The organism is Paramicrobacterium fandaimingii (assembly GCF_011751745.2).
GTDB lineage: Bacteria > Actinomycetota > Actinomycetes > Actinomycetales > Microbacteriaceae > Paramicrobacterium > Paramicrobacterium fandaimingii.
On sequence record NZ_CP061170.1, the window covers coordinates 3,221,125 to 3,246,813 of the forward strand.

Below are 25,689 nucleotides of genomic sequence, written 5' to 3' on the forward strand. Positions count from 1 at the left end.
CGCACGGTGCACACGTGATGCGTTCGGATTACGCGTTCAGCCTGCGGCGACGCACAGCCGCTGTCACGGCGAGCCCGACACCGAGCATCACGAGCAGCCCCGCTGCGACCAGCCACGGCAGCGCTTCGGCACCCGTGTACGGCAGCTCCCCGCTCGCGCTGTCGCCCGAATTTCCGGGCGCTGAACCAGCGTCGTCTTCTGCATCTTCGCCAGGCTCAGCACCGGGACCTGTGCCCGGCACCTCAGCGGCGACGACAGTCACCTCGCGCGTCGCGGTCTGCGTGTTGCCCGCAGCATCCGCAACGCTGTACTCAAGCGAGTAGCTGCCGAGCGTCGCGGTGTCGACGCTGCCGGTCACCGTGACGGCATCCGTGAGGTCTCCGTCAGTGTCGTCTGCGGCGCTGACACCGGCCATCGGGTCAAAGTCGCTGCCCTGCTCGACCTCGCCGCTCGTGGGCACCGTCAGCTGCGGAGCCACGGTGTCTTCGCGCGTCAGCGTCACCTGATCGACGACGCTGTTCACGGCAGCCCGCGCGACGCTTTGTTCGCTGCGATACGTGGTGATGGTGATGGCGTCGTCCGTCACCTCGATGTTGGTGTAGTTGCGCACCTTCTCCTGGTTGATCACCGAGGCATACCAGGCATCGGGAGCGGTGACGTCGTAGTACTTCGACCCACTCGCCGAGTTCGCCGTCACATAGAGCACGTCGCCCTCGCCCGCGACGACATCGTTCGATGCTGCGGTCTCGTCCGGGTTCGCGAGCTCGCCGTCGTTGATGAGGTAGCTGCGCGTGTAGCTGTGGTCGTGCCCCTGAAGCACCAGGTCGACGCCGAGGTCGCTGATGAGTGTTGGCAGCTCGTTGCGCATCGAGATGATGTTCGAGTCGTTGACGTGTGCCGCCACCGAATAGATCGAGTGGTGGAACGCCACAACAGACCAGCGAGCGTCAGCACCGTGCTCTGCAACGACGTCGCGCAAGAACTGCTCATGCGCGTCGATGTCGGGATTGTTCGAGTTGATCACCATGTAGAGAACGCCCTTGAAGCTGAACCAGTAGTCGCCGCCAGACGACGAGTCGCTCAGCGCGGCGCCTGCCTCCGAGTCGAGGTTCGGCGTCGTGTAGTGCTGCTCGTACGCCTTCGATCCGACGTCGTGGTTGCCGATAACGGGAACGGTGGGAATCTGCTGCATCTGCTTCGGGGACAGGTACGCGTCGTACTCGTTCTCGCTCGATGCCGTGTTCACCTGGTCTCCAGCGGAAAACAGCATCTCGCTCTGGGGAAACTGCTCAAGTGCGACGTCGAGGGTGTCTTGCCAGCCTGCCTTGTCCGATGCCACGTTTCCTGAAGCGCCGATCTGCGGGTCACCGAAGAACAAGAAGTTGTAGTCGCCGGTGAAGTCCGCCGTGCTGAACATCTGCACGTCAGACCAGCCGAGCGCGTCACTGCCGACGCGGTATGCATACGTTGAATTCTCGCTGAGTCCGTCGAGAGTTGCGCGGCGGTTCTGCTCGCCGCTCGTGGTCTCGCCACCGGCGGCGTCGACGGTTGTCGCGCTGTCGGCGGGGAATTCAGCACCGGATGCTGGCGCCACGGCGTACTGCACGTACTGCGCCTCGTCGACATCCGTGTACCAGGTGAGGTTGCGCGAGCTCTCGTCGCTTCCGATGCTCATCACGAGGTTGTCGAAGCTCGCGTGCTCCGGAGTGACGAGCGGGGCGAGCTCGCTCATGTCGAAGTAGATGTCTGAGCTGGTGTCGCGGTCTTGGTAAAGCGCGACGGCAACGGTGTTCTCGCCAGTCTGCAGAACGTCGGTGGGGACAGTGAATGTCGAGGTGAGCGGTGAGCCGTTGCTCGAGCCCGCGTACATCAGATTGCGCTCGGCCTCGGGCGCAGCATCCACCGTGTCGTCGACGAAACCGGCAACCTGCGTGCCGTTGACGAAAATCTGAATGGCGTCGTCGTAGGTGACGGTTCCACTCAGTCCGTTGAGTTCAGAAAGCTCGTCCGTGGTGACTGTGACGTCAGTGCGAAAGTGGAACGTGCGCACGTTGGGCGGCGCTTCGCCGTCGACGTACTGGTTCAGCAGTGTGGTGATCGGAAAGTTCGCGCCGATACCCTCGGCCTCGCCGCGCTTCGCGCCGAATGTGCCGGTTGCCGACTTCCATGCGGCGTCGTCGAAGTCGCCGGTCGTCCATGACAGCCGGTCATCTGACCCCGCTGCCGGATCTGTGTCGTTGTCCGAGTAGCTCCACACGGTTGATGCCGTGTCGATGTAGGTGTCGGGCAGCTCGGCGGCGAATGCAACGCCCGCCGAGGCTGAGAACATGGTTGCCAGCAGTGCCGTGGCACTGGCTGTGGCGATGGTGCGTCTCGAGCGGTGGGATGCTCGCGGGCGCAGTTCCGCTGTGAGCGGTGCTGTCATTCTTCCTCCACGTGTCGGCCGGGGGCGGCCGCGGCCTGACACCTGCTTCGGTGCCACTCAGCGAACGTAGAGGCGCAGCGTGACGCGACGGTGAACACATGGCAAAGTCCCGTCTCGCGTGCGACGGTTACCAGGATGCTGTCGCGCGCTCAGCCGGTGGCGCAGATGCTGCCCTCTGTCGGACTGCATCGGCTGCTACCAGACGACCTCAATATCGAACTCGGCGAACGCATGATTGCGGCTGATGAGCGGGAGCGCTTCGATTGTGCTCTGCGCTGCCAGCATCCTGTCGAAGGGGTCTCGATGTGCGGCTTCGAGACCGCCAGCGAGCACCCCGTGACGGAACGTGATGGGCAGGTGCGTGAAACCATGCTCCGTTGACAGCTCGCCAAACTTCTCGGCCGCTTCTGGTACGCCGTTCAGCTTGCCCAGCCGCGTCTTCGTCGCGATCTCCCATGCACTGGCGGCACTGACGCAGACGACGTTTGATCGATTCTCTATGACCTCGATCGCGGTCGTCGAGAGCCGCCGATCGTTCGTCAGCCACCACAGCAGAACATGGGTATCGAGAAGGTAACCCAGCATCAGGCTTGCCACGCGGCGAGCTCATTTTCGGGCAACTCGTCGAAGAACTCGTCACCCACCACGCCCGCGAGCCCGCCCGGCGCACGTTTACCCGCGGCCGGATCCAGCGGCACAAGCCGCGCGTACGGCTTTCCCGACTTTGCCAGGACGATCTCTTCTCCCGCGTGAGCACGCTCGAGCAAGCGCGACAACTGGGTCTTCGCCACGTGAACGTTCACCACAGCATCCATGGTGCCCTCCTCGACTAGGTCACTTAGTTAAGTGCGCCCGTATCGGACGCTGCCGATTCGCGTGCTGCCACACCGATGTTCCACACGTACGTCGGCGCCGTGCCGTTCACCGTCCAGTCGCCCACGATGCGTGCCTTGTAGATCCACGGGTTGTGGCTCACGACGGTGCGGGCGTTGCGCCAGTGCCGGTCGAGGCCGACGTCACGGCTCACTCCGGATGCTCCGAGCGTGTCGAACAGCCTTGTCGCGGCATCCGGAACCAGCTTCGACAGCACGATCTGGCCCTGTGCCGAGGCGATTTCGGCGGCAACGTTGGCGGCACGGTCTTCGTCCGAGTCGCGCTCTGCCGCCGTCTCGAAGGCGCGCTGCACAACCTCGGCGACGTGCTTCACTGTCGCGTCTGCGGTGAATGCGATGGCGGAGAGCTCACCGGCAACACCGAGAATCTGCGCATCGTGGCGCACGAGGTCGGCGTTGGCGTGCGAGTACGTTCTCTTTCGCGCGGTGATCTGCGTGGCAGCATCCGACTCGATTGACGACGCCACGCCCGCGAGTACTGTCAGAAGCACGAGCTGGTACAGAGCAGTCTGGTAGCGGAAGCGCGACTCGAAAAGCCGCACCTCGCTGGGCTCGACCCGAGCGTTCTCGAAGATGATCGTGCCGGTGCTGGTGAGTTGCTGGCCGAACCCGTTCCAGTCGTCGCGCACCGTGACGCCGGGCTGGTCGACCCGCACAAGCGCGGTGACCGCCTCCCCTGTCTCGGAGTTCGTGGCGGTCACGTCAGTCCAGTCAGCGTAGATGCTGCCGGTCGTGTAGTACTTGCTGCCGTTGACGACGTAGCCGTCGCCAGCGCGCGTCACGGTGGTCTGGGAGGTGCCGACCGTCGCGGAGCCCACCTCGCTCCACGCATTTCCGATGATCTCACCGGAGACGAAGCGGTCGAGCCAGGCGTCGCGCTCGGGCGAAGCGGGGGCGGTGAGCTGATCCTCGACGAAGGCGATATGGCCGCGAAAGATCTGCGGAAGGTTCGAATCTGCAGCCGCAAGCTCGGTGAGAACGCGGGCGAGTTCCGGAATGCTGAGGCCGGCGCCGCCCCGCCGGGCGGGCACCCGCAGGCTCGCGAAGCCGGCGTCGACGAGCTGTGCCACCTGCTCGCGTGGCAGCAGGTGATCTCGTTCCCGTGAGTACGCGTCGGTCGCGATCGCGTCGAAGACGGGTCGAAGTGTCTCGAGTACAGCTTCGAGACGGTCGGATGCTGCGGGCATGGGTTCCTCCTGAACGCCGTCGAGTATGTCGGTGTGGCTTCAGAATTTAGGGGAGGATGCAGCTGGCGTCACCGCGGGCGCGACACATGACGTTAGCTGTCAGACGATGACGTCGGCGACTTGTTGCGAGAGCCCTCGCCGTGCGAGACTCGCGCGCCTGCATCAAGCTCGACGTCGCCACGCACGATGCCCCCATCGCGCTCATGGTCACGCTCAATCCACCGCTTCAGCCGTTGACAAGCCCGATCTCGGTTCGCCAGGCATCGTGCGCTCGCGCCAGACGGTCAACAATCTCCGGATGCTCGGCGGCAACGTTCGTGGTCTCGCCGATGTCTGTCTCGAGATCGCAGAGAAAGGCTCCGTCTCCGGGAGACGTGTGCTCGACGTCGATGATGTACTGTGCGGTCTCCGATGCCGCATCGCACCAGCTCAGCTTCCACTGACCTTCGCGAACCGCCCATTGCCAGCCGCAGTCCCAGTGCAGCACCTCGTGCCCCGCACCACCGGCCAGCACCGGGGCAAGGTCACGCCCATCGAGGTTCTCCGACTGCGGCTCACCGGCAGCGACAGCGAACGTTGTCGCGAGGTCGAGAGAGCTGACGAGCTGGTTGCTTGTGGCGCCAGCCTCGGCGAGTCCAGGCCAGCGCATGAGAAACGGCACCCGGACACCACCCTCCCACAGGGTGTACTTCGTTCCGCGAAGCTCCCCGTTGTCACCGTAGTTGCACGTGGAGCCACCGTTGTCTGTCAGATACACGACGATGGTGTCATCGGCGATGCCGAGAGCGTCGAGGCGCGTGAGCAGGTGCCCGATCTGCGCATCCATGAGCTCAAGCTGAGCGAGATAGTAGGCGCGCCCGTTCGGCAGGTTCGGGCTGATCGCACCGTCGTACCAGTCGAGGTACTCGCTTGCTCCCGGGTGCCAGTCCTCGAGCGCGGGCAGCCCGCGCTTCTCGAGCTCATCGTGGGGCAGCTGCCAGCAGAAATTGTGGACGGCGTTGAATGCCACCATGGCAAAGAAGGGCGACTCGCGGTCGCGGCTGATGAAGTCGTCCGCCCTCATACTGAACTCGTCGGTGAGGAACCGGTCGACGTCGGCAGGTTGGTCGCCGGACCACATCGGCTGCACCGCCATGGCCTCGGCAGCATCCCCAAACTCGCTCATCGCCTCCCGCGAGTGCGTGAGGTAATGCAATCGACCCATCGATTGGCCGGCGAGACCGTAGAACGACTCGTCGAATCCGTGACGTGGCGGAGTCCCGCGATCGCCCGGCCCTTCGGGACCATAGTTGCACCTTGCCGAAATAGCCTGTCTCGTATCCGCGTTCGCTCAGCATCTCGGCGATCGTGGGCTCCGAGCCGATGTGGGATGAATCAAACCAGGCTGCGCCCCAGCGCTGCTGGTACTGTCCCGTGATCATCGCCGCGCGCGACGGCGAGCAGATCGGAGCCGTCACATAGGCATCCGTGAAGCTGGTCCCCTCGCAAGCGAGCCTGTCGAGATGCGGCGTCGAGGCGTCCGCTGATCCAACGGCGGAGCGGTCGGCGTACCCGTGATCGTCAGAGACGATCAGAAGGATGTTGGGTTGAGTGCGACTCACGTGGAACCTCCGTGACGTTGCGATTGTTCGGTGCCGTCCCAGTTGGGCGGTGTGAATGCCCCCAGCGGGTCGGCACCGAGGGGAGCGATCTGACCTGCACCGGCCACGGGGAGCCGAGCACCGTCCGCCATCGCATCGCCATGCCGTGCGAACCACGCATCCATCTGCGCGCGGAGCCTCTCGATTTCGGGCGCCCGCTCGGGAACATCGACGAGGTTCACTCTCTCGCCCGGGTCCGCCAGGAGATCGTAGAATTCGTGGGGACCCCACGGGTGTCGATGAACGTACTTGCGGTCGCCGGTGCGGATCATACGAGTGGGACCGTACTCATCGTGAACGACGACCGGCCGTCCGGTGACGTTCTCACCGCGCAGCACCGACGCGAAGCTACGCCCCGGTCCGCGCTCGAATGGCTCGGGATCGAGCCCGACCAGGTCGAGGAGCGTCGCGGCAAAATCATAGCTGGAGAGCAGGTCGTCGACGACGGCGCCCTCGTCTACCAGGGTCGGATGCGCCGCGATGAACGGGACCATGACGGATTCGTCGTACATGTTCTGGGGGTACGTTCCGTTCCCCTTGCCCCAGATGCCGTGGTGGCCGCAGTTGAAGCCATTGTCGCTCGCGAAGACGACGAGGGTGTCATCGTCGATGCCGAGAGCGGCAAGCCGATCAAGCACCCGGCCAATGGCAGCATCCATCGCTGTGACGGCGGCGAAGTAGCCGACCAGGGCCTCACGCGCATCGGCCTCACCGCCGATGGGAATTCCGTCGACGGTAGGCTGCCACGGATGCGCCTCCTCCTGCGGACACGTTTCGAAGACGCAGTCGCGATACAGCTCGGTGTATTCGGCCGGATGCTGGCCCGCGAACGGCTTGTGCGGCGCCGTGAAATTCAGCGCGAGGAAGAACGGCTCGGGCCGGTTCGCCTCGGCCTCGACGAACGCGATTGCGTCGTCGGCGAAGACGTCGGTGAGGTATCCCTCGACGTCCTCGGGGCGCCCGTCCCGATACATGCGCCCGTGGGAATACGGGCTTCCCCCACCCTCGAGCGCGTACCAGTGCACGAAGCTAGGGCGCGGAACATCACTCGCTCCCAAGTGCCATTTCCCCGACAGCCCCAGACGGTAACCGGCATCGGCGAGCGCGTCGGTGAACGAGGGCAGGCCGGCGATATAATCCGAGCTCTGCGCGCCGGCATGCGGCCCGGCGAGATAGTCGTGCACGCCATGCCGCGACGGAATCTGCCCGGTCAAGAGGCTCGCGCGAGCCGGCGAGCACACCGGCGAAGCACAGAAGAAGCGGCTCAGCCGTGTGCCACGAGCGGCGAGCGCGTCGAGGGTCGGCGTCTTGATCTCGGCGTTCCCCGCGCATCCCAGGGCCCACGATCCCTGGTCATCACTCATGATCACGAGGATGTTCGGGCGCTGCTGGGTCGTCATCGTGATCTACCTCGCCGCCCCTGCCTCGACCGCCTCGCTCTCGAGCGCGACAAGCGAATGCTGTTCCTCTGAACGGTAGCTTGCCAGGACGAGCTCGACCACATGCCGAGCGTGTGAAAGCGGAACCGCTGGTTCAGCGCCCGCAATGACCGCGAGGAAATCAGCGAGCTGCGCCGTGAACGCGCGTTGAATGTCGACAGGGTCGGGGGAATGCAGCATACGGCTGGTGCCGTCCCTCTGCACGATTGTGCCGCTTCGGGGATCGGCGACGACGACGCCGAGCTCGCACACGATCGACATGCTGTCTGTTTTCGACGGTGGGTCCGAGAGGACGCTGATGGTCACTCCCACGCCATTCTTCAGGCGAAGCGAAATCATCCCGTCTGTCTCGACGGCGGCTCCAAAGCGTTGCACGGTTGAGGCAAAGAGCTCGGTGGCGTGGGCTCCGCCGAACCAGAGGCATCGATCGAGACAGTGCCCTCCGATGTTGATCAGTGCGCCCCCGCCCGCAACGTCTCGCGAGAGGAACCAGTCGGGGCGCGTTCCCGGGCGATAATCCGTGCTGCGGTCGTCGTGGATCATGACGACATCACCCAGTTCACCGGAATCGATGATCGCTTTGGCCGCTAACTTGTCGGGCATGAAGTGCTGAATGTGCCCCACCGCGAGTGCGACGTCCGCGTTCTCGCACGCGGCGATCATTACGTCGCAATCGGCGAGCGTTGTCGCCATCGGCTTCTCGACGAGAACATGCAGCCCCGCTCGAGCGGCATCCGTCACCATCGGAAGGTGAAGCGCGTGCGGCGTATTGACGATGACCGCGTCGATACAGCCGCTTGCGTACATCTCGCGGTAGTCGGCGAAGACTCGAGCATCGCCGGCACGATCAGCGGCACGGGCTGCAGCACTGTCGTCGAGATCGCATACCGCCGTCACCTCCGCGTGTGCAATGGAGCGGGCGGCCTGGATGTGAAAATCAGCAACGGCACCGGCGCCGATGAGTCCGATTCGCAATGTTCTCCTTCAGTGGCAGTGTGTTCAGTCGCGCATGGCGCCGCAGGAGCGACGCACGACGAGACGGGGCCGAAGCCGGATCTGGTGCAGGGGGCAGTCATCGCCTTCGGCCAGACGACGCATCAACACGTCGGCGGCCATCCGACCGATGCGGTACTTGGGCGGTGAAACAGCGGTCAGCGGAACTTCAGCGAGATCGGCCGTCTCATCGTCGTACGAGACGAGAGCGATGTTGTCGGGAACCGACAGTCCCCGTCGCCTCATTGCCGCTTCGAAGAGCGTCGCCTCGCGGTCGCCGAAGATGAGGGCTGCTGTCGCTTCGAATTCCTGAATCGCGTCAAGCGCAGCATCCGCTCCCGTGGTCTCCCACACCTTTTTGTTCTCGGAGAACTCGAGGTCAGCGGGGAGCCCCAGATCAGCGACCGCACGCCGGTATCCGAGCGTGACCGCGGGACCCGTCGGGGTGTGCTGGCGTGTCAGGAGGGCGATGCGCTCATGACCCAGATCTGCCAGATGGCGAACGGCATCGTAGGCACCGCCCTGGTGGTCGGAGCAGACGTGCTCCGTGCGATCCCCGGCCCCCGAGTCAATCAGGCTTCGCTCCAGCAGCACCACCGGAACCGGCAGATCCATCAGGCTCTGCGCGCGGCGGGCCGGGTCGCCGATCTCCGTCAGGGTCGGCACCAGGAGCATCCCCTCGACGCCCGATTCCAGGAGATGCTCGATGCTGCGGTCTTCCAGCGCCTGATCGTACCGATAGGTCGCCAGCTGCAGCGAGCTTCCCGCGGCCGACAGCGATTCGTCGATTCCCTGCAGCACCCGCGGATAGTAGAGCTGAGTGTCGGGGAGCAGCACGCCGATGCGACGTCGCACGCGCTCGTCTGGTCGCCGTTGGGGCGCGACGAAGCTTCCAGCGCCCTGACGGCGCACAACGACTTCTTGCGCGACAAGCTCGTCGAACGCCCGCCGAACTGTCGTGATCGAGAGCCCGGTATCGGCCGCGAGCTGCTGCTCCGTCGGGAGCTTCTGCCCGGCCGTCCACGTACCCGCGAGAATTCCTCGACGAAGCTCATCCGCGAGCAGCTCGAATTTCAGTCCGCGCGCTTCGGCGTCGCGGAGTGCGACAACTGGCTTTCTCGACATGGCTCCTCATTTCTGGCGCTTCTTCAATACTCACTCTCAATAAGAGAGTAATAAAGACCTAATTTGCAGAAGTATCTCGTACCGCTCCCTGCCATTCCGGCCCTTCTTGGAAATTTAACTCGTTTTTCTTGCAATTACTTATTGAATACTCTCCTCAATCCTTGTGAGAGTCGATCCACACGAGCGGCGACGTTGCCGCCCATACGTGAAAGGTGAACCAATGGCGAAGATCCGAGCCCTGTCCGCCCTCGTCATCGGCGGGGTGCTTGCGGTGACGGCAAGCGGCTGCGCTCCCCAAGGGGGCGGCGACAGCGACTCGCTGACCTACTGGGCAATGTGGAAGGAAGGCGAAGCGCAGCAGAAGGTCGTTGCCCAGGCGATCGCCGATTTCGAAGACGAGACCGGAATTACCGTGGACGTCCAGTGGCAGGGTCGCGACAACATCAAGAAGGCCCTTCCCACTCTCAATACGAACAAGGTTCCTGACGTGGTAGACGGGTCGTTCGCGAAGCTCGCCCCGATCCTTGCCGAGTCTGGGCAGGCGCTGCCGCTCACAGAGGCCTACGATGCCAAAGTCGACGGAAAGCCGGTCTCCGACCTCATTCCGAGTGCGTACATCGACGCTGGCGCGCTCACCGCGGAGGGAGAGGACGCCCCCTGGATGCTTCCGTACTCCCTCACGAGCGATGCGATGTGGTTCAACGAGGCCGAGCATCCGGAGCTCGCTGAGAACCCGCCTCAGACATGGGACGATTTCATCGGGACGCTCGACGATCTCAAGGCAGACGGCCAGACCCCCATTGCAATTGACGGCGACGTCTCCGGATACAACGCCTACTGGTACACGACGATGATGATGCGTCTGGCCGGTCCCGGCTCCCTCAAGAAGATCGCTTCAGACGAGTCCGGTGAGGCGTGGGACTCCCCCGAGTCGCTGAAGGCTGCCGAATTGGTGCAGAAGCTTGTCGACGGCGGCTACTTCATCGACGGATACAACGCGAGCAAGTGGCCAGCACAGCAGCAGAAGTGGGCCGACAACTCGGGCGCGCTGATGTACAACGGCACCTGGCTTCCGAACGAAACGTCATCGTACGCCGCAGATGGCTTCGAGTACTCGTCGTTCCCCTTCCCCGAGGTTGACGGCGGCCCGGTTTCACAGCGAGCAGATTTCGTCGGATTCGCCGTACCAGCGAAGGCGCACAACGCTGAGAACGCGCAGAAGTTTGCCGCGTTCTTCCTCGGCAAGCAGTATCAGGATGCGCTAGGAACCGATGCGAAGATCATTCCCATCCGTCAGGACGCCGCCGTGAGCGAAGACATGAGCACCGTGAAAGCGGCGCTCGACGCTGCTGACGATTACTACCAGCAGAACGACGGCATCTCCTTCCCCGGTTACACGGAGAAGCTGCTCTGGCCAACGCTGGACAAGCTCATGCTCGGCAAACTCGATGCTCAGCAGTTCATCGACGCGATGAAGACCGGGCAGGCTGACTACTGGAAGCAGAACTCATGACCGAGACAGCTCGGATGATCGGAGCTACGCGTGCCGCGGGCTCGGCGACCCCCTCGGGTCGCCGAGCCGGCGGCAACGCCATCGACAGGGGACGTAAGCGTCTCTTTGTGCCGTTCGTCGGCCCGGCATTCCTCTTCTACACGATTCTGTTCGTCGTGCCGTCGCTCTACGCAGTCTGGATCAGTTTCAACGAATGGTCCGGCGGCGACGACATGGAATTCGTCGGTTTCAAGAACTATGTGCGCCTCTTCTCCGACGTCCTGTTCGTGCAGTCGTTCGTGAACACGCTCCTGCTGCTCTTCGTGGTCGGAATTGCGATCTTCGTGATTGCCTTCGGCCTGACGCTCGTTCTGCGCGACATGGTCGGCCGCAAGGTCGCGCGCTCCGTGATCTTCTTTCCGCACTTGGTCAACGCGATGATCTTCGGTGTTCTCGCCGGATTCATCTTCAACCCGGGCGGGCTCGTCAACAAGCTGCTGGGCGGACTCGGCGTCACCGAGCCGCCCGCATGGCTCGCGCACGAGAACCTGTTTCCGCTGATCATGGTCATGATGACCTGGATCACCACCGGGTACTTCACGACGATCCTGATGGCCGGCGTCGACCGGATTCCGCCCTACTACTACGAGGACTGCGCCCTGGCCGGCGCGAACGCCTGGCAACGGCTGCGCTATGTCATCCTTCCCCTCACCTGGGACGTCTTCGCGACGTGTGCAGTGCTCTGGACGATCTCCTCGGTGAAGATCTTCGAGATCATCTGGGTCTTCGGCGGATCGACGGGCCAGGGGATGCCGCCGACGCAGACGTGGACTGTTGCCGTATACACCTACGTCACGGCGTTCTCAGGGCAGTCGATCCCCGCGTACGGTGCAGCAACAGCATCCGCTGTGCTGTCCCTTGCCGTCATTTCCATCCTTGTCGTCCTGCTGCGTCGTGCAACGAAGCGCGATGCCGTCGAGTTCTAGGAGCCATTCATGACCATGACCGAGCTCACACCGCCCGCTGTGGCGGCGAAGCGGCCGCGCAAGCAGCGCCGCAGGCGAGCGGCCATCACGCACGACCGCAGCGTGTTCCGCGGCATTGGACTTGTGCTGCTCTGGCTGTTCGTCGCGCTCAATATCGCCTGGATGGTCTGGATGGTCATTCAGGCCTTCCGCGACACGCGCTCCATCCTCGACAACCCGTGGGGCATGCCGACGTCACTGGACCCGGTGAACTTCATCACCGCATGGACGGTCGGCGACTTCGCCACGGCGACGCTCAACAGCGTGGTCACGACGACGGTCTCGTCATTGCTCACTGTCGCCGTCGCCGCGCCCGCCGCCTACTACCTGAGCCGCGTGGATAATCGCCTGACGCGCTCGCTCACCATGTACTTCGTGCTCGGGCTCGGGATTCCGGCACAGGTGATCCTCATTCCGCTGTTCGTGATGCTGAACGAGGTCTACCTGACAGACAGTCTCATTGGTCTGAACCTGGTGTACATCGGCGTCTCGATGCCGTTCACCGTGTTCCTCTTGACCGCGTTCTTCCGATCGCTTCCGCTCGAGATGGAAGAGGCAGCTGCGCTCGACGGCACGACGGCTTTCGGCACGTTCTGGCGCATCACGCTGCCACTCGCGAAGGGCGGCATCTTGACCGCCTTCGTGCTGCAGGTGATTTCGCACTGGAACGAGACCCTGCTCGCGCTGACACTGCTGCAGTCGACAGATAAGTACACGCTGCCCGTCGCCCTCATTTCATTCATCCAACAGCAGACATATTCGGGCGCAGACTGGGGCGGGCTCTTCGCAGGTCTGTGCATCGTGGTCATTCCGATGCTGGTCATCTATCTGTGGCTCGGCCGACGTCTCACGGAAGGTCTCACTCTCGGCATGGGTAAGTGACATCTGAGCCGGGCCGACAGCCCAACATCCTGCTGATCATGGCGGATCAGCTCGGTGCCCACGTGCTCGATCGGGATGCGGAGTTCTCAGACACTCCGCATCTCAATCGGCTCGCCCAATCCGGTGCCGACTTTGAGCGCGCATACGTGAGCTTTCCCCTCTGTGTACCCTCTCGGGCAAGCATGCTGACAGGGCGGATGCCGCATGAGCTCGGAATTGCCGGAAATGCGCCGGACAGCAGGACCGCCGGGTCAGAACCCGCCCTCGACGAGAACAGTCTCGGGCATGTGCTGCGTCGTGCCGGATATGACTGCGCGTACGCCGGAAAATGGCACGCAACATCGCCGAGCGCGCCTGACGGAACCGGCTTCGCCGTGCTGAGCCCGTTCGGGGATTCGGGACTTGCCGACGCGTGCGCAGAGTGGATTCGTGCCCGCAACGGCGAAACACCGTACTTTCTCTGTGCGTCGTTTGACGATCCGCACACCATCTGCGAATACGCGCGTCGACAGCCGATGCCGTACGGTGACACACGGCGAGCGCCGATCGCGGATGCACCGCCGCTTCCCGCCAACTTCGAGCCAGCTCCGTTTGAACCCGAAGCAGTTCGCTTCGAGAAGCATGCTGCGCAGAACATATACGCGACGGAGCGCTACACGCCAGAGGAGTGGCGAGAGTATCGCTACGCGTATCGTCAGCTCATTTCACGTTTCGACGGCTACGTGGGCACTCTGCTCCGCGCCCTTGGCGACGACGGTGCCGAGAACACGATCGTCATCGTCACGAGTGACCATGGGGACGGCGATGCCTCGCACCGGTGGAATCAAAAGACAGCGCTCTTCGAGGAGTGCGTGCGGGTTCCACTCATCGTCGCCGGGCCGGGAATTCCTCGGAGACGTCAGTCCGACCCTGTGTCAGTCAGTCTCGATCTCTTGCCGACCTTGTACGGGCTTGCGGGCGCAAGCGAGACCTCCGATGGCACACAGCCGTCACGACTCGGCGTACCGCTTCCGCTCGGTGCCCGCACGCATCCTGTCCAGCGCGATATCGTCGTGCAGACTCGATTTGAGCGCCCTGGCCCGCCACTCACACGAGGGCGCGCGCTCTACGCCGGTACCTACAAGTACACGGTCTACAGCTGGGGACGCTATCGCGAACAGCTGCACGACATCGAGCGGGACCCGGGCGAACAGCGCAATCTCGCCGTCGAATCGCGATACGACGATGTTCTTAACGATCTGCGAATGCGACTACTCACGTGGTGCCGAGACACGGACGATACGGATGCACTGAAGTTCCTCGTGGTTCCCGCGAGCGCCGACGACAGCATCCGGAGCGAGATCTTCGCGATTCCGTACTGAATGCGTTCTCGCTTTGCGCGAGGTCACACCGACGGTTTTCCGAATGGGTCTTGAATTCTCCTTCCATTCTTGACTGGGATACGAACACAGTCACAAGGAGGTACTGATGAAACTCAGTCGTCGCGGTGTTCTCACCGCCGGAGTCGTCGCCGGTGCGACCATACCGAACATCTCGGGCCTTTCTGCAGCGGGCGCGATGCCCAGGCGTGGTGTGCGAACCAGGACAGCAATCACAGACATCGAGAGGCGTGCAGAAAAGCTCGATCCCCCGATCTTCCTTCTTGAAAGTCGTGTGCCGAAGCAGTTCAGCACAGATAAGCACTCGACGATCGAGATCTCGGCCGAGCGCGCGAAGGTCGGCATGCACAGTCTTGCGTGGACCTACGCCGCGGGATCGACCCTCATTATCAAGCAGCCGCTGCGGTATGACGCGAGCTCATACTCCGTGGGCGACGACCAGGCGTGGATGGGCACGGTCGACACGTTCTGCGTGTGGATCTACAACGAGACCCCGTCCGACGAGCCACTGCGCATCGAATTTGGGCGCGGCGCGAATTGCGACTGCTGGTTCGACTTCGGCCTCGACTTCTCGGGGTGGCGAACGTGCTGGGTACGATTCGGCTACGACACCGAGGGCACACCGCACCACGGCATGAACCGCGTACGCTTCATCGCGCCGACGCATGAGGGGCGTCTCTATATCGACCAGGTGATCCTCAACACCGAGATGCGGCCCGACCACCCGACCCCAGACGACCAGGTGCCCACCGTGCAACCTGAGATCGCCACCGCCGACAACCACCACTGGCTTGCACTCCTCGAGTTTCGGGCGGCTCTCGCCGAGCATCCGCTTCCACCCGCAGCGAGCACCGATGGCGTCGCCGATGTTCGAGATCGTCTTCTCGCATCGCTTGCAGGCAAGCCGTCTGTGTCAGCGGGCGCCCTCGCAACGCTGACTTCGACAGTCGACGGTCTCGGCGTCCCCGCTCTCACAGATGGCTCCACGCCGATCGGAACTGGATCATTCGTCAATGGCTACCAGAGCGCCATCTGGCCGATCGAACTGCGCAGCGACATCGCCGAGTTCGCGTCTGTCGTCACTCTGCGCAAAGTGACAGATGCAATGCTTACCGTGGCGCAGGCGGTAAAAGCGTCCCGCGATGCAAACGCGTCGACGGCCCCAGGATTTGCGACGCTGTATCTTCGACTCTTCGCGCATCTCGAGAATCAAGGTTTCGCCGCAGGCAGTGCGCAAGGCAGCATCCATCACATCGGTTATCAGTATCGCGGGTTCGCCGACTCGCTCCTGCTCGCCAAGCCTGTTCTCGAGGAGAACAATCTGTGGGATCGGGCTCGGGGCAATCTTTCGTGGTTCTTCGGGCTCGGCCGGCTGGCCCAGGACTTCAGCGATCCCTCACATTACGGCGGCCTCGTCGACGTGCTGAACACGCTGTTGCAGGGCATGATCATCGCAGGACTGACACGAGACGACGAGAGTGAGCAGGCAACAGTGCTGACCGCCGTGACCGCGTGGCTAAACCATGCTCTCACGCACTCGCCCGGCCTGTCGGGCGGGTTCAAGCCTGACGGCACCACCTTTCACCATATGGGACCGTACCCGGACTACGCTCGTGATGCATTCGCGGGAATGAGCCCCGTTATCGCGCTTCTGCACGGAACTGCCTTCGGCGTGTCTGCCGAGGCGCGCCACGTGCTGCGCACGGCGCTCCTCACACAACGTCTTCATGCGAACACCACGCAGTGGCCTCTTTCTCTCACAGGTCGGCATCCCACGGGAGATAAGGCACTGCACGTCCCGACCTTTCAGCGCCTTGCGGGCGTCCCTGACCCCGGTACAGACGGATCGTTCGACACAGCCGTTGCCTCCGCGTTCCTGCGTCTGCTGCCTGCGCAGCCCACCAACTCCCAGAAGACGTTTGCTGCAAGACTCACCGAAGCAGGCATCTCGAAAGAGGCAGCACCGAACGGCAATTGGCAGCTCGGCTACGCTGCATGCGGGCTCCATCGGCGCGATCAATGGCTTGTCACAATGCGCGGACACAGCCGCTACCTCTGGTCGACAGAGATCTATGACGGCGCAAACCTCTATGGACGGTACTCGACGTACGGCACTGTCGAGATTCAGGCGGTGCCCGATGCCACAGGGCAGATCACTCATGCCGCAAATGGTTTTGTGCAGCCTGGGTGGGACTGGAACCGCTTCCCCGGCAGCACGTCGCGCCACCTTGAGTGGGGGGATCTGAAGGCCGATCTCACGGGCACGATCGAGCAAATGGTACTCACACGCTCCGCATTCGCCGGCGCAGGGTCGTGGAAGGGCACGCACGGAGTCTTCGGCATGCATCTCATGGAGCACCCGTTCTTTGACGAGACGCACACGGCACGACTCTCGCGGTTCAGCTTTGACGACCTCATCATTGTGCTCGGCAGCAACATCTCGAATGCCAGCTCGAACGTTGAAACCGAGACGACGCTGTACCAGGTGCGCGTTCCCGACGGCAGCGCCACAGGCGCAGATACGACGAAGGCGCTCACGGATGCCGCGGCTCTCGTCGATCCGCTCGGAAATGGATACTACGTCGCTTCTGGTCAGAAGCTCCGCACAATCTCGGTGCTTCAGTCGAGCCCCAACCAGGCCGGCACAAAGACAGGCAGCGCGGAGTTCGACACAGCCCTTCTGCGCCATGGCACAGCACCAGACAAGCTGGGGTATGAGTACGCAATCCTTGTGCAGGCAGGCGAGGCAAAGACACGGGAGTTCAGCACGAAGATGGCTTCGGATGCTGCGCCTTACAGCGTTGTGCGCAAGGACGCCGCTGCGCACGTGGTCTCGCATAAGGGCACCGCGATCACGGCATCCGTGTGTTTCTCTTCTGTCGATGACCTCACGGGCACGGTCACCGGAACGGACACCCCCTGTCTTCTCATGGAGCGCGTGGTCAGCGAGAAACTGGAGTTGTCTGTTACCGACCCCGACCTGCACCTGTATGACGGCGAAGACCCCGATCAGTTTGCTGCCGACGGCGCCTATGAGGGCCGCATGACGAGTTACTCGCGTCCTTGGCGTCGCAACGTGAGTGCCGAGTCGACGGTCACGTTGACTCTTGCTGGACGGTGGTCGTGCACGGCGGAGGGTGTCACGGCGTCCGTCTCAGGTGACGCCACCACGCTCACTGTCATATGTCAGCACGCGGCAAGCCGTGATCTCACGCTGACGTCAGCGTGAGATCGCTGGGGCCGCGCAGACATGCCCGGCCCCAGCGACCTGGGCGCGGAACATTACCGTACGTTACGTTTCAGTGGTGCTGACGCCGCTGACCGCGTTGAATCGGCACATGAGCACTCTCGCGTCCACAGCCACAACCACAACGAATACCGACGAGCCACAGTTCAAGTCGGTGCGCGCCCGCGGCACGTGGCAGACGCGAATGACCACGGACGTCAGCATCCGTGATTTCTCGTTTCGCACAGACGAGCCTGAGCCCGCAGGGGGCACAAACAGCGCGCCGACACCCATGGAGTTCATAGCAGGCGCCCTCAATGGGTGCATCACCGTCGTCATCGAATCCGTCGCCGCCGAGCTCGACCTCTCGCTGCGTGCACTCGACACTGCATCGCACGCCCACATGGACGTACGCGGTTTCCACGGCACAGCCGATGTTTCGCCGCATTTTCACGATTATGCCCTGTCGATTCATATCGACGTCGATGCTGATGACGGCCAGCGTGCCGAGCTGGTACGCCTGAGCGAGAAGCGCTGCCCAGCGATCAACCTCGTGCGCGATGCCGGCGTCGACTTCACGATCGACTGGCAGTTCGCATCGACGGCGCAGGTGCCCGCCGTCAGTCCCGTGTCGGCAACCCACTCCACCGGAATCGAGCAATGACCGCTCCGGGTCTCTGGACCATCGGGCTCGCGATCGGCTATACGATCGCGCTTGTCGTCGTCGGACGATTTCTGCAGCGCCGCGGCGCCGAGGCAGATAAAGGTATTGCCAGCTTCTTCGTCGGCGGACGCAGCTTCAGCAAATGGACTGTGGCGTTCTGCATTACCGGATTGTTCTCTGGCTCAAGTTTCATCTCGATCATGGAGCTGAGCTACCGTACCGGCGTCTCTGCCATCTGGTATGGCATTGCCGAGACAGTTCAGGTGATTCTCATCGCGCTTCTGCTCGTCAAGCCACTGCGTGAGCGCCTCGTCGTCACCGTCACCGGAATCATCGGCGAGCGCTTCGGCCGGCTCGCCCAGGGGATCTCGGGCACGATCACCGCGTTCACGTTTCCGATGTGGTCGGTCGCTACGGCGATCGCGTTCGCCTCTGCGCTGCACGCGTTCACCTCGCTGTCGATCTACGCCGCAATCGCCGTTACCGCGGTGCTGCTTCTGTTCTTCCTGTGGGCAGGTGGCATGCGTGCCGTTGCATTCACTCAGACCATGAACTGCGTCGTCTTTCTCGCAATGCTCGCCGTTGGAGTGACGGCCTTTCTCATCAATCCCGGTGTCGACGGTCTGACGGAGCTCGCCCAGTCACGACCGGAGATGGTCGATCCGACGAGCGCGGGCGTGACGCTCATTGCCGCCTGGTTCGGAACGTTCATCGTCAACGTGCTGCTGGCGCAAGCTGCGTTTCAGATGAGCCTGTCGTGCCGTACTCCGGCGGACGGCCAGAAGGGCCTCTTCATCGCTGCCGGCCTCGGCTTGCCACTCATTATTCTCGGCGTCGTTCTGGGCACGGCCGCCGCTATCGTTGTGCCCAACGAGGCACTTCCGCTCGTCGCGACGCCTCGATACATCGCAGAGGTGCTGCCCGCTCCCCTCACGGGAGTGTTCTTTCTCGGTATCTGGGCGTGCGCACTTGGCTGGGCAGGCCCGTGCCAGTTCTCGGGTGCGACGAGTCTCGGGCGCGACGTCGGCCGCGCCATCCGCCCCAACGCGACCGAAGCCGATCTTGTGCGGTACACCCGCTGGTCGCTCGTGCTGCTCACGCTTCTCATGATCGGCTTCGCATTCTTGCGCACCGAGCAAGCCGCATGGTGGAACGTGCTCGCCTGGACACTGCGCAACGGTGCAACGCTCGCTCCCGTGCTTGCCGCATTCTTCTGGCCATTGGCCACACGTAAGGCAGCGATCCCGGCGATGGTTGCGGGGTTTGTCTCTGGTCTGCTCTGGTATCACTGGGGCGCCTGGTCGCCCACGGAGTTCTTCCTCGGCATTCACCCGGTCTGGGTCGGCATGGCCACGAATGTTATCGTGATGATCGCACTCACACTCGTGACCACACGATGGACGTGGACATCGGATGCCGCGGGGCGACGCCGTGGAGCCGGCTTTGCGATTGCCACGGTCATCGCGGCCGCGGCCGCGATTCCCGCGAGCCCATGGCTGCACGGTCTCGGATTATCTGGTCTCGTGTACTTCGCTGTGCTCGCTCTTGCATCGACGACGGTCTTCTTCTGGATCGTTCCCTCGGGTACACTCCGTGCTGAAGCATCAGTCGGCAGCGACCTGGAGCCCAAAGCTCAGGTCTCCGCCAACTGAGTTCAACGGCCACAGAGCCACGGACCATCATCCGATAGCACTCGCCTTCGCGTGTGCCGGGGCGGCCACCACTCGCAAAGCGGCGGTCAGCGCGACAGAGCTGTCCGCCGACTCCGAGCTGGCGCGCCACGCAATGTAGCCATCGGGCCGCACGAGCACGGCACCGAGAGAGTCAACACCGTACGCGTCGCCGAATGCACCCGGTTCGATCGGCGCGACGTCTTGGCCCATCCGCACGATATCGAGCGGAACGTTCACGGCTGCTCCCGCCTCACGAGCGGCATCCACCCACTGTTCGCTCTCCGTGAGAAGCACCCAGCCGCCGCGAAACAGATCCAGCGTCGACATCCGTTCGCCGGCTCTGGTCACCCAGAGGTGAGGCGCCCTCGTGCCAGGCTGTCCCTTCCACATGTCGGGAGTCTGCGCTGGCGGAAGGCTGGAATCGGCGCCGAGCACAGCAGACGACCGGTAGAGCTGACCGAGTTCGATCGCCGCGTCGTCGAGAACGGGCACGTCCGCCTCCCCCACTTCGAGATGAGCTTTGAAATCGGCTCGGGCGAACAGTTGATCGTGCCGCAGAAGCGCGATCGGTCGGCGTTCGGCGTCATAGGTGTCGAGCAGATCCTCGTTTGATTCGCCGCCGAGCACGGCCGCCAGCTTCCACGCTAGGTTGTGGGCATCGTCGATTCCGGTGTTTGCCCCGAACCCTCCGCGATTGGGCGGAAGCTGATGCGCAGCATCGCCAGCGAGAAACACGCGCCCTTTCGAGAAGCGATCGGCGATCAGGGCGCTCAGCTCCCAGCGCCCACTCGTGATCAGCTCAATCGGCACGTCGCTGCGGCCAATCGCGGCCCTCACGAGATCGAGCTGCTCCTCCGTGCTGCGCTCGACGTCGTCGCTGAGCATCAGCACCCACCGCCCATCTGAGTACGTTGTGAGAAACGCCGTGAGGCCTGGCTGTTCAATCTCGAACTGAACGATGCCGTCATGCAGATACTCGTCAAGCGGCGCCCGAAACAGAATGCTGCGCTGAGTGCTCAGATGACCGCGTCCGCTCCGCTCGATGCCGAGGCCCTCGCGCACCCCACTGCCTCCGCCGTCGGCGGCGATCACGTACTGCGCGTCAATGGCGTACTCGCGTCCGCTCTGTCGATCACGCACCGTCGCGGTCACGACGTCGTCTTCCTCGGCCAGGTCGAGCAGCTCGGTGCCGAGCCGCAGTTCGGCACCGAGCACCCGAGCACGATCGCGCAGAATCGGCTCAAGCCTGTCTTGCGTAATCGCCTTCGCCGTCACGGGCGAGTACTCGGCGCCATACGATCCGCCTCCTCGCAGCGTCCAGGGGTGCTCCTCAAACCACGTGCCTACGAGGCTCTGCACACGAGCCCGGCCTGGCGGCTTCATGCCTTGCAGCGAAGCGGGAACGTCAATGCCGACGTGGCGAAAGTGCTCGATCGTGCGGGTGGTGAAACCGATGGCACGCGGATGCTGCGAGCTGGCCGTGTGCTTATCGATCACGATCACCGGAACGTCGTGCCACGCGAGAAACACTGCGGCAGAGAGACCGACGAGGCTGCCGCCGATGATGAGCACCGGTGTGGTGGTGGTGTCGTTGAGAGTCATAGGGATCGTCCTTTCGGCGAACAAGCGTGTTCGTCTGACGTTCAGCAAAACACAAGTGACTATTCTTTGCAAGTGACTTACATTTACAATCGACTTACGTCTTCCGATATGCTGTCGTCATGAGCGTCGAACCAGCAGGCCGTCGGGAGAGAAAGAACCTCCAGACTCGCCGAGCCCTTGCCGAAGCCGCCCTTGTGCTCTTCATGCGCAAGGGGTACGACCAGGTCAGCGTGAAAGAGATCGCCGACGCTGTGGACATCTCGGTGCCCACGTTGTTTCGGCATGTTCCCGATGGGAAAGAAGCGCTGATCTTCGACGACGGCATCGAACGTCGCGAAAGTCTTCTCTCGGCGGTTCATGAGCGCCCAGACGGGCAGACCGTCATCGCGGCGCTGCGGGAGTTTATGGCAACTCGCGGACCTTTTGTCGCTCACCCGTCGGCCGAGTTTCGCCGTCGCACAGACCTCATCGTGAACACGAAGGCTCTGCGCGACTACTCGCGCGTGCTCTGGGTTCGCTGCGAGGCACCTCTGGCGAAGGCCGTCGCTGAAGAGCTTGGCCGCGCACCCGACGACGTCACCTCCCGCGCGATCGCCCGGTACGTGCTCGAGATTCCGGAGCTTCTCAGCGATCACGATTCCGACCCGGCCGGTGCCCTCGAAGAGGTATTCAACCTGCTCGAGCACGGCATCCCGGTCATTTCTTCGCAGCAAGCGTCAACCCGCTGGCAATCTGCACGCATCCGAGCACGGCGAGAAGCAGCAGCGAGCTCACCCAGCTCTGTGTGACATCGAAGAGGGCACCAAAGGCAAGCGGCCCGACGGCCGCGAGCGAGACGCCGACGGTCTGCGACATCGCGGAGACGGCCGCAGAATGCTCAACAGAACGCGAGCGGTCAACAACGAGCGCATAGGCCATGCCGAGGCACGCGCCCTGGGCGACGCCGAATGCGAGCACGGCGACGAAACTGAGACTGGCCTGCCGTGGCAGCAGAAGCAGGGGAGCGATCACAACGAGCGCAGATGAGACCGAGGTCAGAAGACCGGTGTTTCCGCTGAATCTCTTCACCACAAGCGGGGCGGCGAGAGCAAAGGGAATAGCGATGAGGCTCACGAACGCGGCCATTCCAGCAGCGACGACGCCGCTGATGCCGGACTCGCGAAGAACGGTCGGCAGCCAGGTTGCCGTCGTGTAGAAGGTCAGCGACGTCAGCCCGAGGTACAAGGCAATTGCCCACGCACTCCTCTCGCGATACACCGATGATCGCGGATGCTGGACGGTTGAGCTGCTCGGCCGAGTGTTCGAGAGCCCTCGTCGGGCGAGACTCCACGCGACGATCGCCGCGAACGTCACAACCGACCACGCGATGAGTGCGACGTTCCACGACAGACCAGCGACGGTGACCAGGGGCAGAGTGAGACCCAACGCGGCCGCGGGCCCAATGCTGAGGCTCATTGTGTAGAGGCCGGTCAGGAACCCGGATTGATTCGGCACGGCCTTCACGATCGACGGCGCGAGCACACTCGCGACAGCGATCGACACCCCGAGCACGAGCGTTCCGCCGTAGAGCGCCACGACGCCGGGCACAGAGCGGATCATGATTCCGAGGGTGATGCCGATCAAGGAGCATGTGACGAGTCGCGTCTGACCGAGAAGCCTCAGCAGCCGAGGAACAAACGGAGCACCGAGCAGGAATGACAAAAGCGGAATCGTCGTCAACAGTGAGACAGCTGAGGTGCTGAGGTTGGTCTCGTCCCGAATCAACGGCAGAAGCGGTGCGACCGAATTGACCGGGATGCGCAGGTTCAGGGTGATCAGAACGATCGCAAGAGCGGTGACGACAAGTCTGCCGCGTGCCATGATCCCCACATCCGCCCGGGCGTTGTCGCATACGTTCGCGCCCTCCCCTGACCACCGTCAGGTGAGGGCGCGTGCGCAAGCAGAGCCCAGCTCAATCGTGCTCCAAGGCTACTCGAGCCGTGCACGACCTCGGGTTCGCTGGCCACACCCTCTCGCAAAGAATCGGCAGAAATCGCGGGTCACGAGCCGCGGTACTAGGCTCGAACCACCGCCTCGCCCTCCCTTATCGGCAGGAGATTACATGCTGGGAAACCTCACCGGATGGCACCTGATGATCGTGGCGGCAATCGTCCTCGTCATCGTCGCTGTCGTCATTGTCGCAATCGTGCTCACCGTCGTGCTCTCGCGCCGGGGTTCGAGCTCGCCCGACAACGCGGCGGCCACCGGCATCCCCTCGCCCGAGACGCGCATGCGCGAGATCGAGAGGCTGCGTCAGCGCGGGGTGATCACCGATGCCGAATACGAGGCGAAGCGCGCCGAGATCATCGGGCGAATCTGACGGAGACCCCGCGCTCAGCTCGCCGATGACGTCAGCAGGTCACGCACCGAACGCGGCTCACGCCCGAGCAGCTCGCCCAACGTCGGATCGACGCCAGCAAAGTATCCACCCGCCGCGGCCTGATAGATGCCGAGCGTAAAGTGCGCCATGCCTTCGGGGGTTCCCGCGGCCACCTGACCGGCAACCCATTCGTCAGGGTCGACAATCGAGACACGGATGCTGCGCCCGGCGATCTCTGACGCGATCATCGCGATCTCATCGAATGTCGGTGCGCTGCGTGCCGTGAGCGTGACCGGCCCGTCGTAGCGACCATCGGAAGCGAGGATCGCAGCCGCTGCTTCAGCGGCATCCTCCCGTGCTGTCCACGAGACCGGCCCGTTGCTGGGAACCTCGATGATGCCCGTCTCACGCCACGCACCCAACATGAACTCGAGTGAGTGCGCGTAGAAACCGTTGCGCAGCGATGTCCACGCGAGGCCGGATTCTTCCAACATCCACTCGGTCGCCGCATGATCTTGTGCGGGTGCGAAGGGACTCTGCGGGTGAGCCCCTTGGTGGCTCGTGTAGAGAACACGGCCGATACCCGCGGCAACGGCGGCGTCGATTGCGTTGCGGTGCAGCGTCACGGCATCGGCGGTTGGGTCACTCGACGAAACGAGAAACAGCTGGTCGCCTCCCGCAAACGCCGCCGTCAGCGACGCCCGGTCTGAATAGTCTGCGCGTCTGACGTCGATGCCGCGATCGGCGAAACGCTGCGCCTTCGACACGTCGCGCACCGCGACGGCGATCCGGTCGGCCGCGACGCTTTCCAGGAGGTGGTCGACAACTTTTCCGCCGAGTACGCCGGTTGCTCCGGTGACGATGATCATAATGGTTTGCCCTTCGCGTTATCAATGGAAACATGTGAACGTTAGCACCGTTATATCACTGTTAGCAAGTAAGCGTTATCATTGGAACGTGATTGAAGACACGAGAGTCGATTCCCCCACGCACACCGGGGCCGCCATCGTCGACGCTGCCGCCCGCCTGCTGCAGGAGCAGGGTGCGGCAGCAGTGACGACGCGCAACGTCGCAAAGGAAGCTGGCGTTCAGCCACCAACCATCTATCGCCTGTTCGGAGACAAGGACGGCCTGCTCGATGCGGTGGCTGAGAGCGTGATGGCGACATTTGTCGCCGCCAAATCTGCCGTTGTCGACGCCGCAGCGGCAGACGACGTCGACCCCGTTGACGACCTTCGGGCCGGGTGGGCGACGCAGATTGAGTTCGGCCTCGCCAACCCCGTGCTCTTCACGCTCATGAACAATCCGGGGCGCGGCACTGACTCTCCGGCCACGCGGGCCGGAGGTGAGATTCTGCGGCGACGTGTTCACCGAGTGGCAGAGGCCGGACGGCTGCGCGTCGGCGAGGAGCGCGCCGTCGCTCTCATTCGCTCCGCCGGAACCGGGGCGGTCTTCACTCTTCTGACGACCACGCCCGGTGATCGAGACCCGGAACTCGCCACAGCGATGTTCGACGCCGTTCTGCGCGAGATCATCAGCAATGCCCCTGAGCAGGCAGACGACACGCGCATCACAACGGTCGTCGCGATGCGCGCCATCGCGCCGACGCTCACCGAGCTGAGCAGCGCCGAACGACAGCTGCTTGCCGAGTGGCTCGACCGCAGCATCGACCGCGCGTAGTGACG

Annotated in this window: 21 protein-coding genes and 1 pseudogene; 10 read left to right on the forward strand and 12 right to left on the reverse strand. The window is 63.4% G+C overall.

Annotated elements, in window-relative coordinates; genetic code table 11:
- Window positions 1-28 precede the first annotated feature (28 nt).
- The 9 genes and pseudogenes from HCR84_RS15570 to HCR84_RS15605 form a co-directional block, all read right to left on the reverse strand.
- A complete protein-coding gene (locus tag HCR84_RS15570) occupies window positions 29-2,425 on the reverse strand; it encodes an immunoglobulin-like domain-containing protein (RefSeq protein WP_166979531.1) in 2,397 nt (798 codons plus the stop codon).
- Window positions 2,426-2,620: 195 nt separating this feature from the next.
- Window positions 2,621-3,022 carry a type II toxin-antitoxin system VapC family toxin gene (locus HCR84_RS15575; RefSeq protein ID WP_218043585.1) on the reverse strand — a complete coding sequence of 134 codons (402 nt, stop codon included), beginning with the start codon at window positions 3,020-3,022 and terminating at the stop codon, window positions 2,621-2,623.
- Entirely contained in the window at window positions 3,010-3,240 is a 231-nt protein-coding gene (locus HCR84_RS15580; protein ID WP_166979529.1) for a type II toxin-antitoxin system Phd/YefM family antitoxin, read from the reverse strand. The genes HCR84_RS15575 and HCR84_RS15580 overlap by 13 nt, the downstream gene beginning before the upstream one ends.
- A gap of 23 nt (window positions 3,241-3,263) precedes the next feature.
- Entirely contained in the window at window positions 3,264-4,505 is a 1,242-nt protein-coding gene (locus HCR84_RS15585) for an acyl-CoA dehydrogenase family protein (RefSeq protein WP_166979527.1), read from the reverse strand.
- Between the two features lie 226 nt (window positions 4,506-4,731).
- The gene (locus HCR84_RS15590; RefSeq protein ID WP_338040106.1) at window positions 4,732-5,670 is read right to left on the reverse strand and encodes a sulfatase family protein; all 939 of its coding nucleotides are present in this window, start codon (window positions 5,668-5,670) and stop codon (window positions 4,732-4,734) included.
- 175 nt (window positions 5,671-5,845) lie between these two features.
- Window positions 5,846-6,106, reverse strand: a pseudogene (locus HCR84_RS17680) (sulfatase-like hydrolase/transferase); the annotation flags it as partial.
- Window positions 6,103-7,545, reverse strand: coding sequence for a sulfatase family protein (locus HCR84_RS15595; RefSeq protein ID WP_166979525.1), 1,443 nt, complete (start codon window positions 7,543-7,545; stop codon window positions 6,103-6,105). The pseudogene HCR84_RS17680 and the gene HCR84_RS15595, both read right to left, overlap by 4 nt.
- 6 nt (window positions 7,546-7,551) lie before the next feature.
- On the reverse strand, window positions 7,552-8,559 hold the full coding sequence (locus tag HCR84_RS15600; protein ID WP_166979523.1) for a Gfo/Idh/MocA family protein: 1,008 nt from the start codon (window positions 8,557-8,559) through the stop codon (window positions 7,552-7,554).
- A gap of 24 nt (window positions 8,560-8,583) precedes the next feature.
- The gene (locus HCR84_RS15605; RefSeq protein WP_166979521.1) at window positions 8,584-9,702 is read right to left on the reverse strand and encodes a GntR family transcriptional regulator; all 1,119 of its coding nucleotides are present in this window, start codon (window positions 9,700-9,702) and stop codon (window positions 8,584-8,586) included.
- Window positions 9,703-9,922: 220 nt separating this feature from the next.
- On the opposite strand from HCR84_RS15605, the gene HCR84_RS15610 reads away from it, so the two are divergent.
- From HCR84_RS15610 to HCR84_RS15640, 7 genes are all read left to right on the forward strand, one after another.
- Complete coding sequence (locus tag HCR84_RS15610; protein WP_166979519.1) at window positions 9,923-11,215, forward strand: ABC transporter substrate-binding protein; 1,293 nt, start codon at window positions 9,923-9,925, stop codon at window positions 11,213-11,215.
- Window positions 11,212-12,180, forward strand: coding sequence for a carbohydrate ABC transporter permease (locus HCR84_RS15615; RefSeq protein ID WP_244972512.1), 969 nt, complete (start codon window positions 11,212-11,214; stop codon window positions 12,178-12,180). The genes HCR84_RS15610 and HCR84_RS15615 overlap by 4 nt, the downstream gene beginning before the upstream one ends.
- A gap of 9 nt (window positions 12,181-12,189) precedes the next feature.
- Window positions 12,190-13,101, forward strand: a complete 912-nt coding sequence (locus HCR84_RS15620; RefSeq protein ID WP_244972513.1) for a carbohydrate ABC transporter permease — start codon at window positions 12,190-12,192, stop codon at window positions 13,099-13,101.
- On the forward strand, window positions 13,098-14,462 hold the full coding sequence (locus HCR84_RS15625; protein ID WP_276511783.1) for a sulfatase family protein: 1,365 nt from the start codon (window positions 13,098-13,100) through the stop codon (window positions 14,460-14,462). Before HCR84_RS15620 ends, HCR84_RS15625 begins: the two co-directional genes overlap by 4 nt.
- A 106-nt stretch (window positions 14,463-14,568) precedes the next feature.
- Window positions 14,569-17,709 carry a chondroitinase family polysaccharide lyase gene (locus HCR84_RS15630; protein ID WP_166979515.1) on the forward strand — a complete coding sequence of 1,047 codons (3,141 nt, stop codon included), beginning with the start codon at window positions 14,569-14,571 and terminating at the stop codon, window positions 17,707-17,709.
- A gap of 109 nt (window positions 17,710-17,818) precedes the next feature.
- Complete coding sequence (locus HCR84_RS15635; RefSeq protein ID WP_166979513.1) at window positions 17,819-18,370, forward strand: OsmC family protein; 552 nt, start codon at window positions 17,819-17,821, stop codon at window positions 18,368-18,370.
- Window positions 18,367-20,022, forward strand: a complete 1,656-nt coding sequence (locus tag HCR84_RS15640) for a sodium:solute symporter family protein (protein WP_166979511.1) — start codon at window positions 18,367-18,369, stop codon at window positions 20,020-20,022. Before HCR84_RS15635 ends, HCR84_RS15640 begins: the two co-directional genes overlap by 4 nt.
- Before the next feature lie 27 nt (window positions 20,023-20,049).
- On the opposite strand, the gene HCR84_RS15645 is transcribed toward HCR84_RS15640, so the two are convergent.
- Complete coding sequence (locus HCR84_RS15645; protein WP_166979509.1) at window positions 20,050-21,645, reverse strand: FAD-dependent monooxygenase; 1,596 nt, start codon at window positions 21,643-21,645, stop codon at window positions 20,050-20,052.
- Window positions 21,646-21,764: 119 nt separating this feature from the next.
- Between HCR84_RS15645 and HCR84_RS15650 the strand changes: the two genes are divergently transcribed.
- Window positions 21,765-22,433 (forward strand): TetR/AcrR family transcriptional regulator, encoded by a 669-nt coding sequence (locus HCR84_RS15650; RefSeq protein WP_166979507.1) that lies wholly within the window; start codon window positions 21,765-21,767, stop codon window positions 22,431-22,433.
- Here HCR84_RS15650 and HCR84_RS15655 read toward each other — a convergent pair.
- The gene (locus HCR84_RS15655) at window positions 22,342-23,505 is read right to left on the reverse strand and encodes an MFS transporter (protein WP_166979505.1); all 1,164 of its coding nucleotides are present in this window, start codon (window positions 23,503-23,505) and stop codon (window positions 22,342-22,344) included. The two genes, HCR84_RS15650 and HCR84_RS15655, sit on opposite strands and share 92 nt — an antisense overlap.
- Window positions 23,506-23,746: 241 nt before the next feature.
- On the opposite strand from HCR84_RS15655, the gene ccmI reads away from it, so the two are divergent.
- Entirely contained in the window at window positions 23,747-24,004 is a 258-nt protein-coding gene (gene ccmI, locus HCR84_RS15660) for a c-type cytochrome biogenesis protein CcmI (RefSeq protein WP_166979503.1), read from the forward strand.
- Window positions 24,005-24,018: 14 nt separating this feature from the next.
- On the opposite strand, the gene HCR84_RS15665 is transcribed toward ccmI, so the two are convergent.
- On the reverse strand, window positions 24,019-24,873 hold the full coding sequence (locus tag HCR84_RS15665; RefSeq protein ID WP_166979501.1) for an SDR family oxidoreductase: 855 nt from the start codon (window positions 24,871-24,873) through the stop codon (window positions 24,019-24,021).
- Between the two features lie 88 nt (window positions 24,874-24,961).
- Between HCR84_RS15665 and HCR84_RS15670 the strand changes: the two genes are divergently transcribed.
- Complete coding sequence (locus HCR84_RS15670) at window positions 24,962-25,684, forward strand: TetR/AcrR family transcriptional regulator (RefSeq protein WP_235940734.1); 723 nt, start codon at window positions 24,962-24,964, stop codon at window positions 25,682-25,684.
- The last annotated feature ends 5 nt before the right edge of the window (window positions 25,685-25,689 follow it).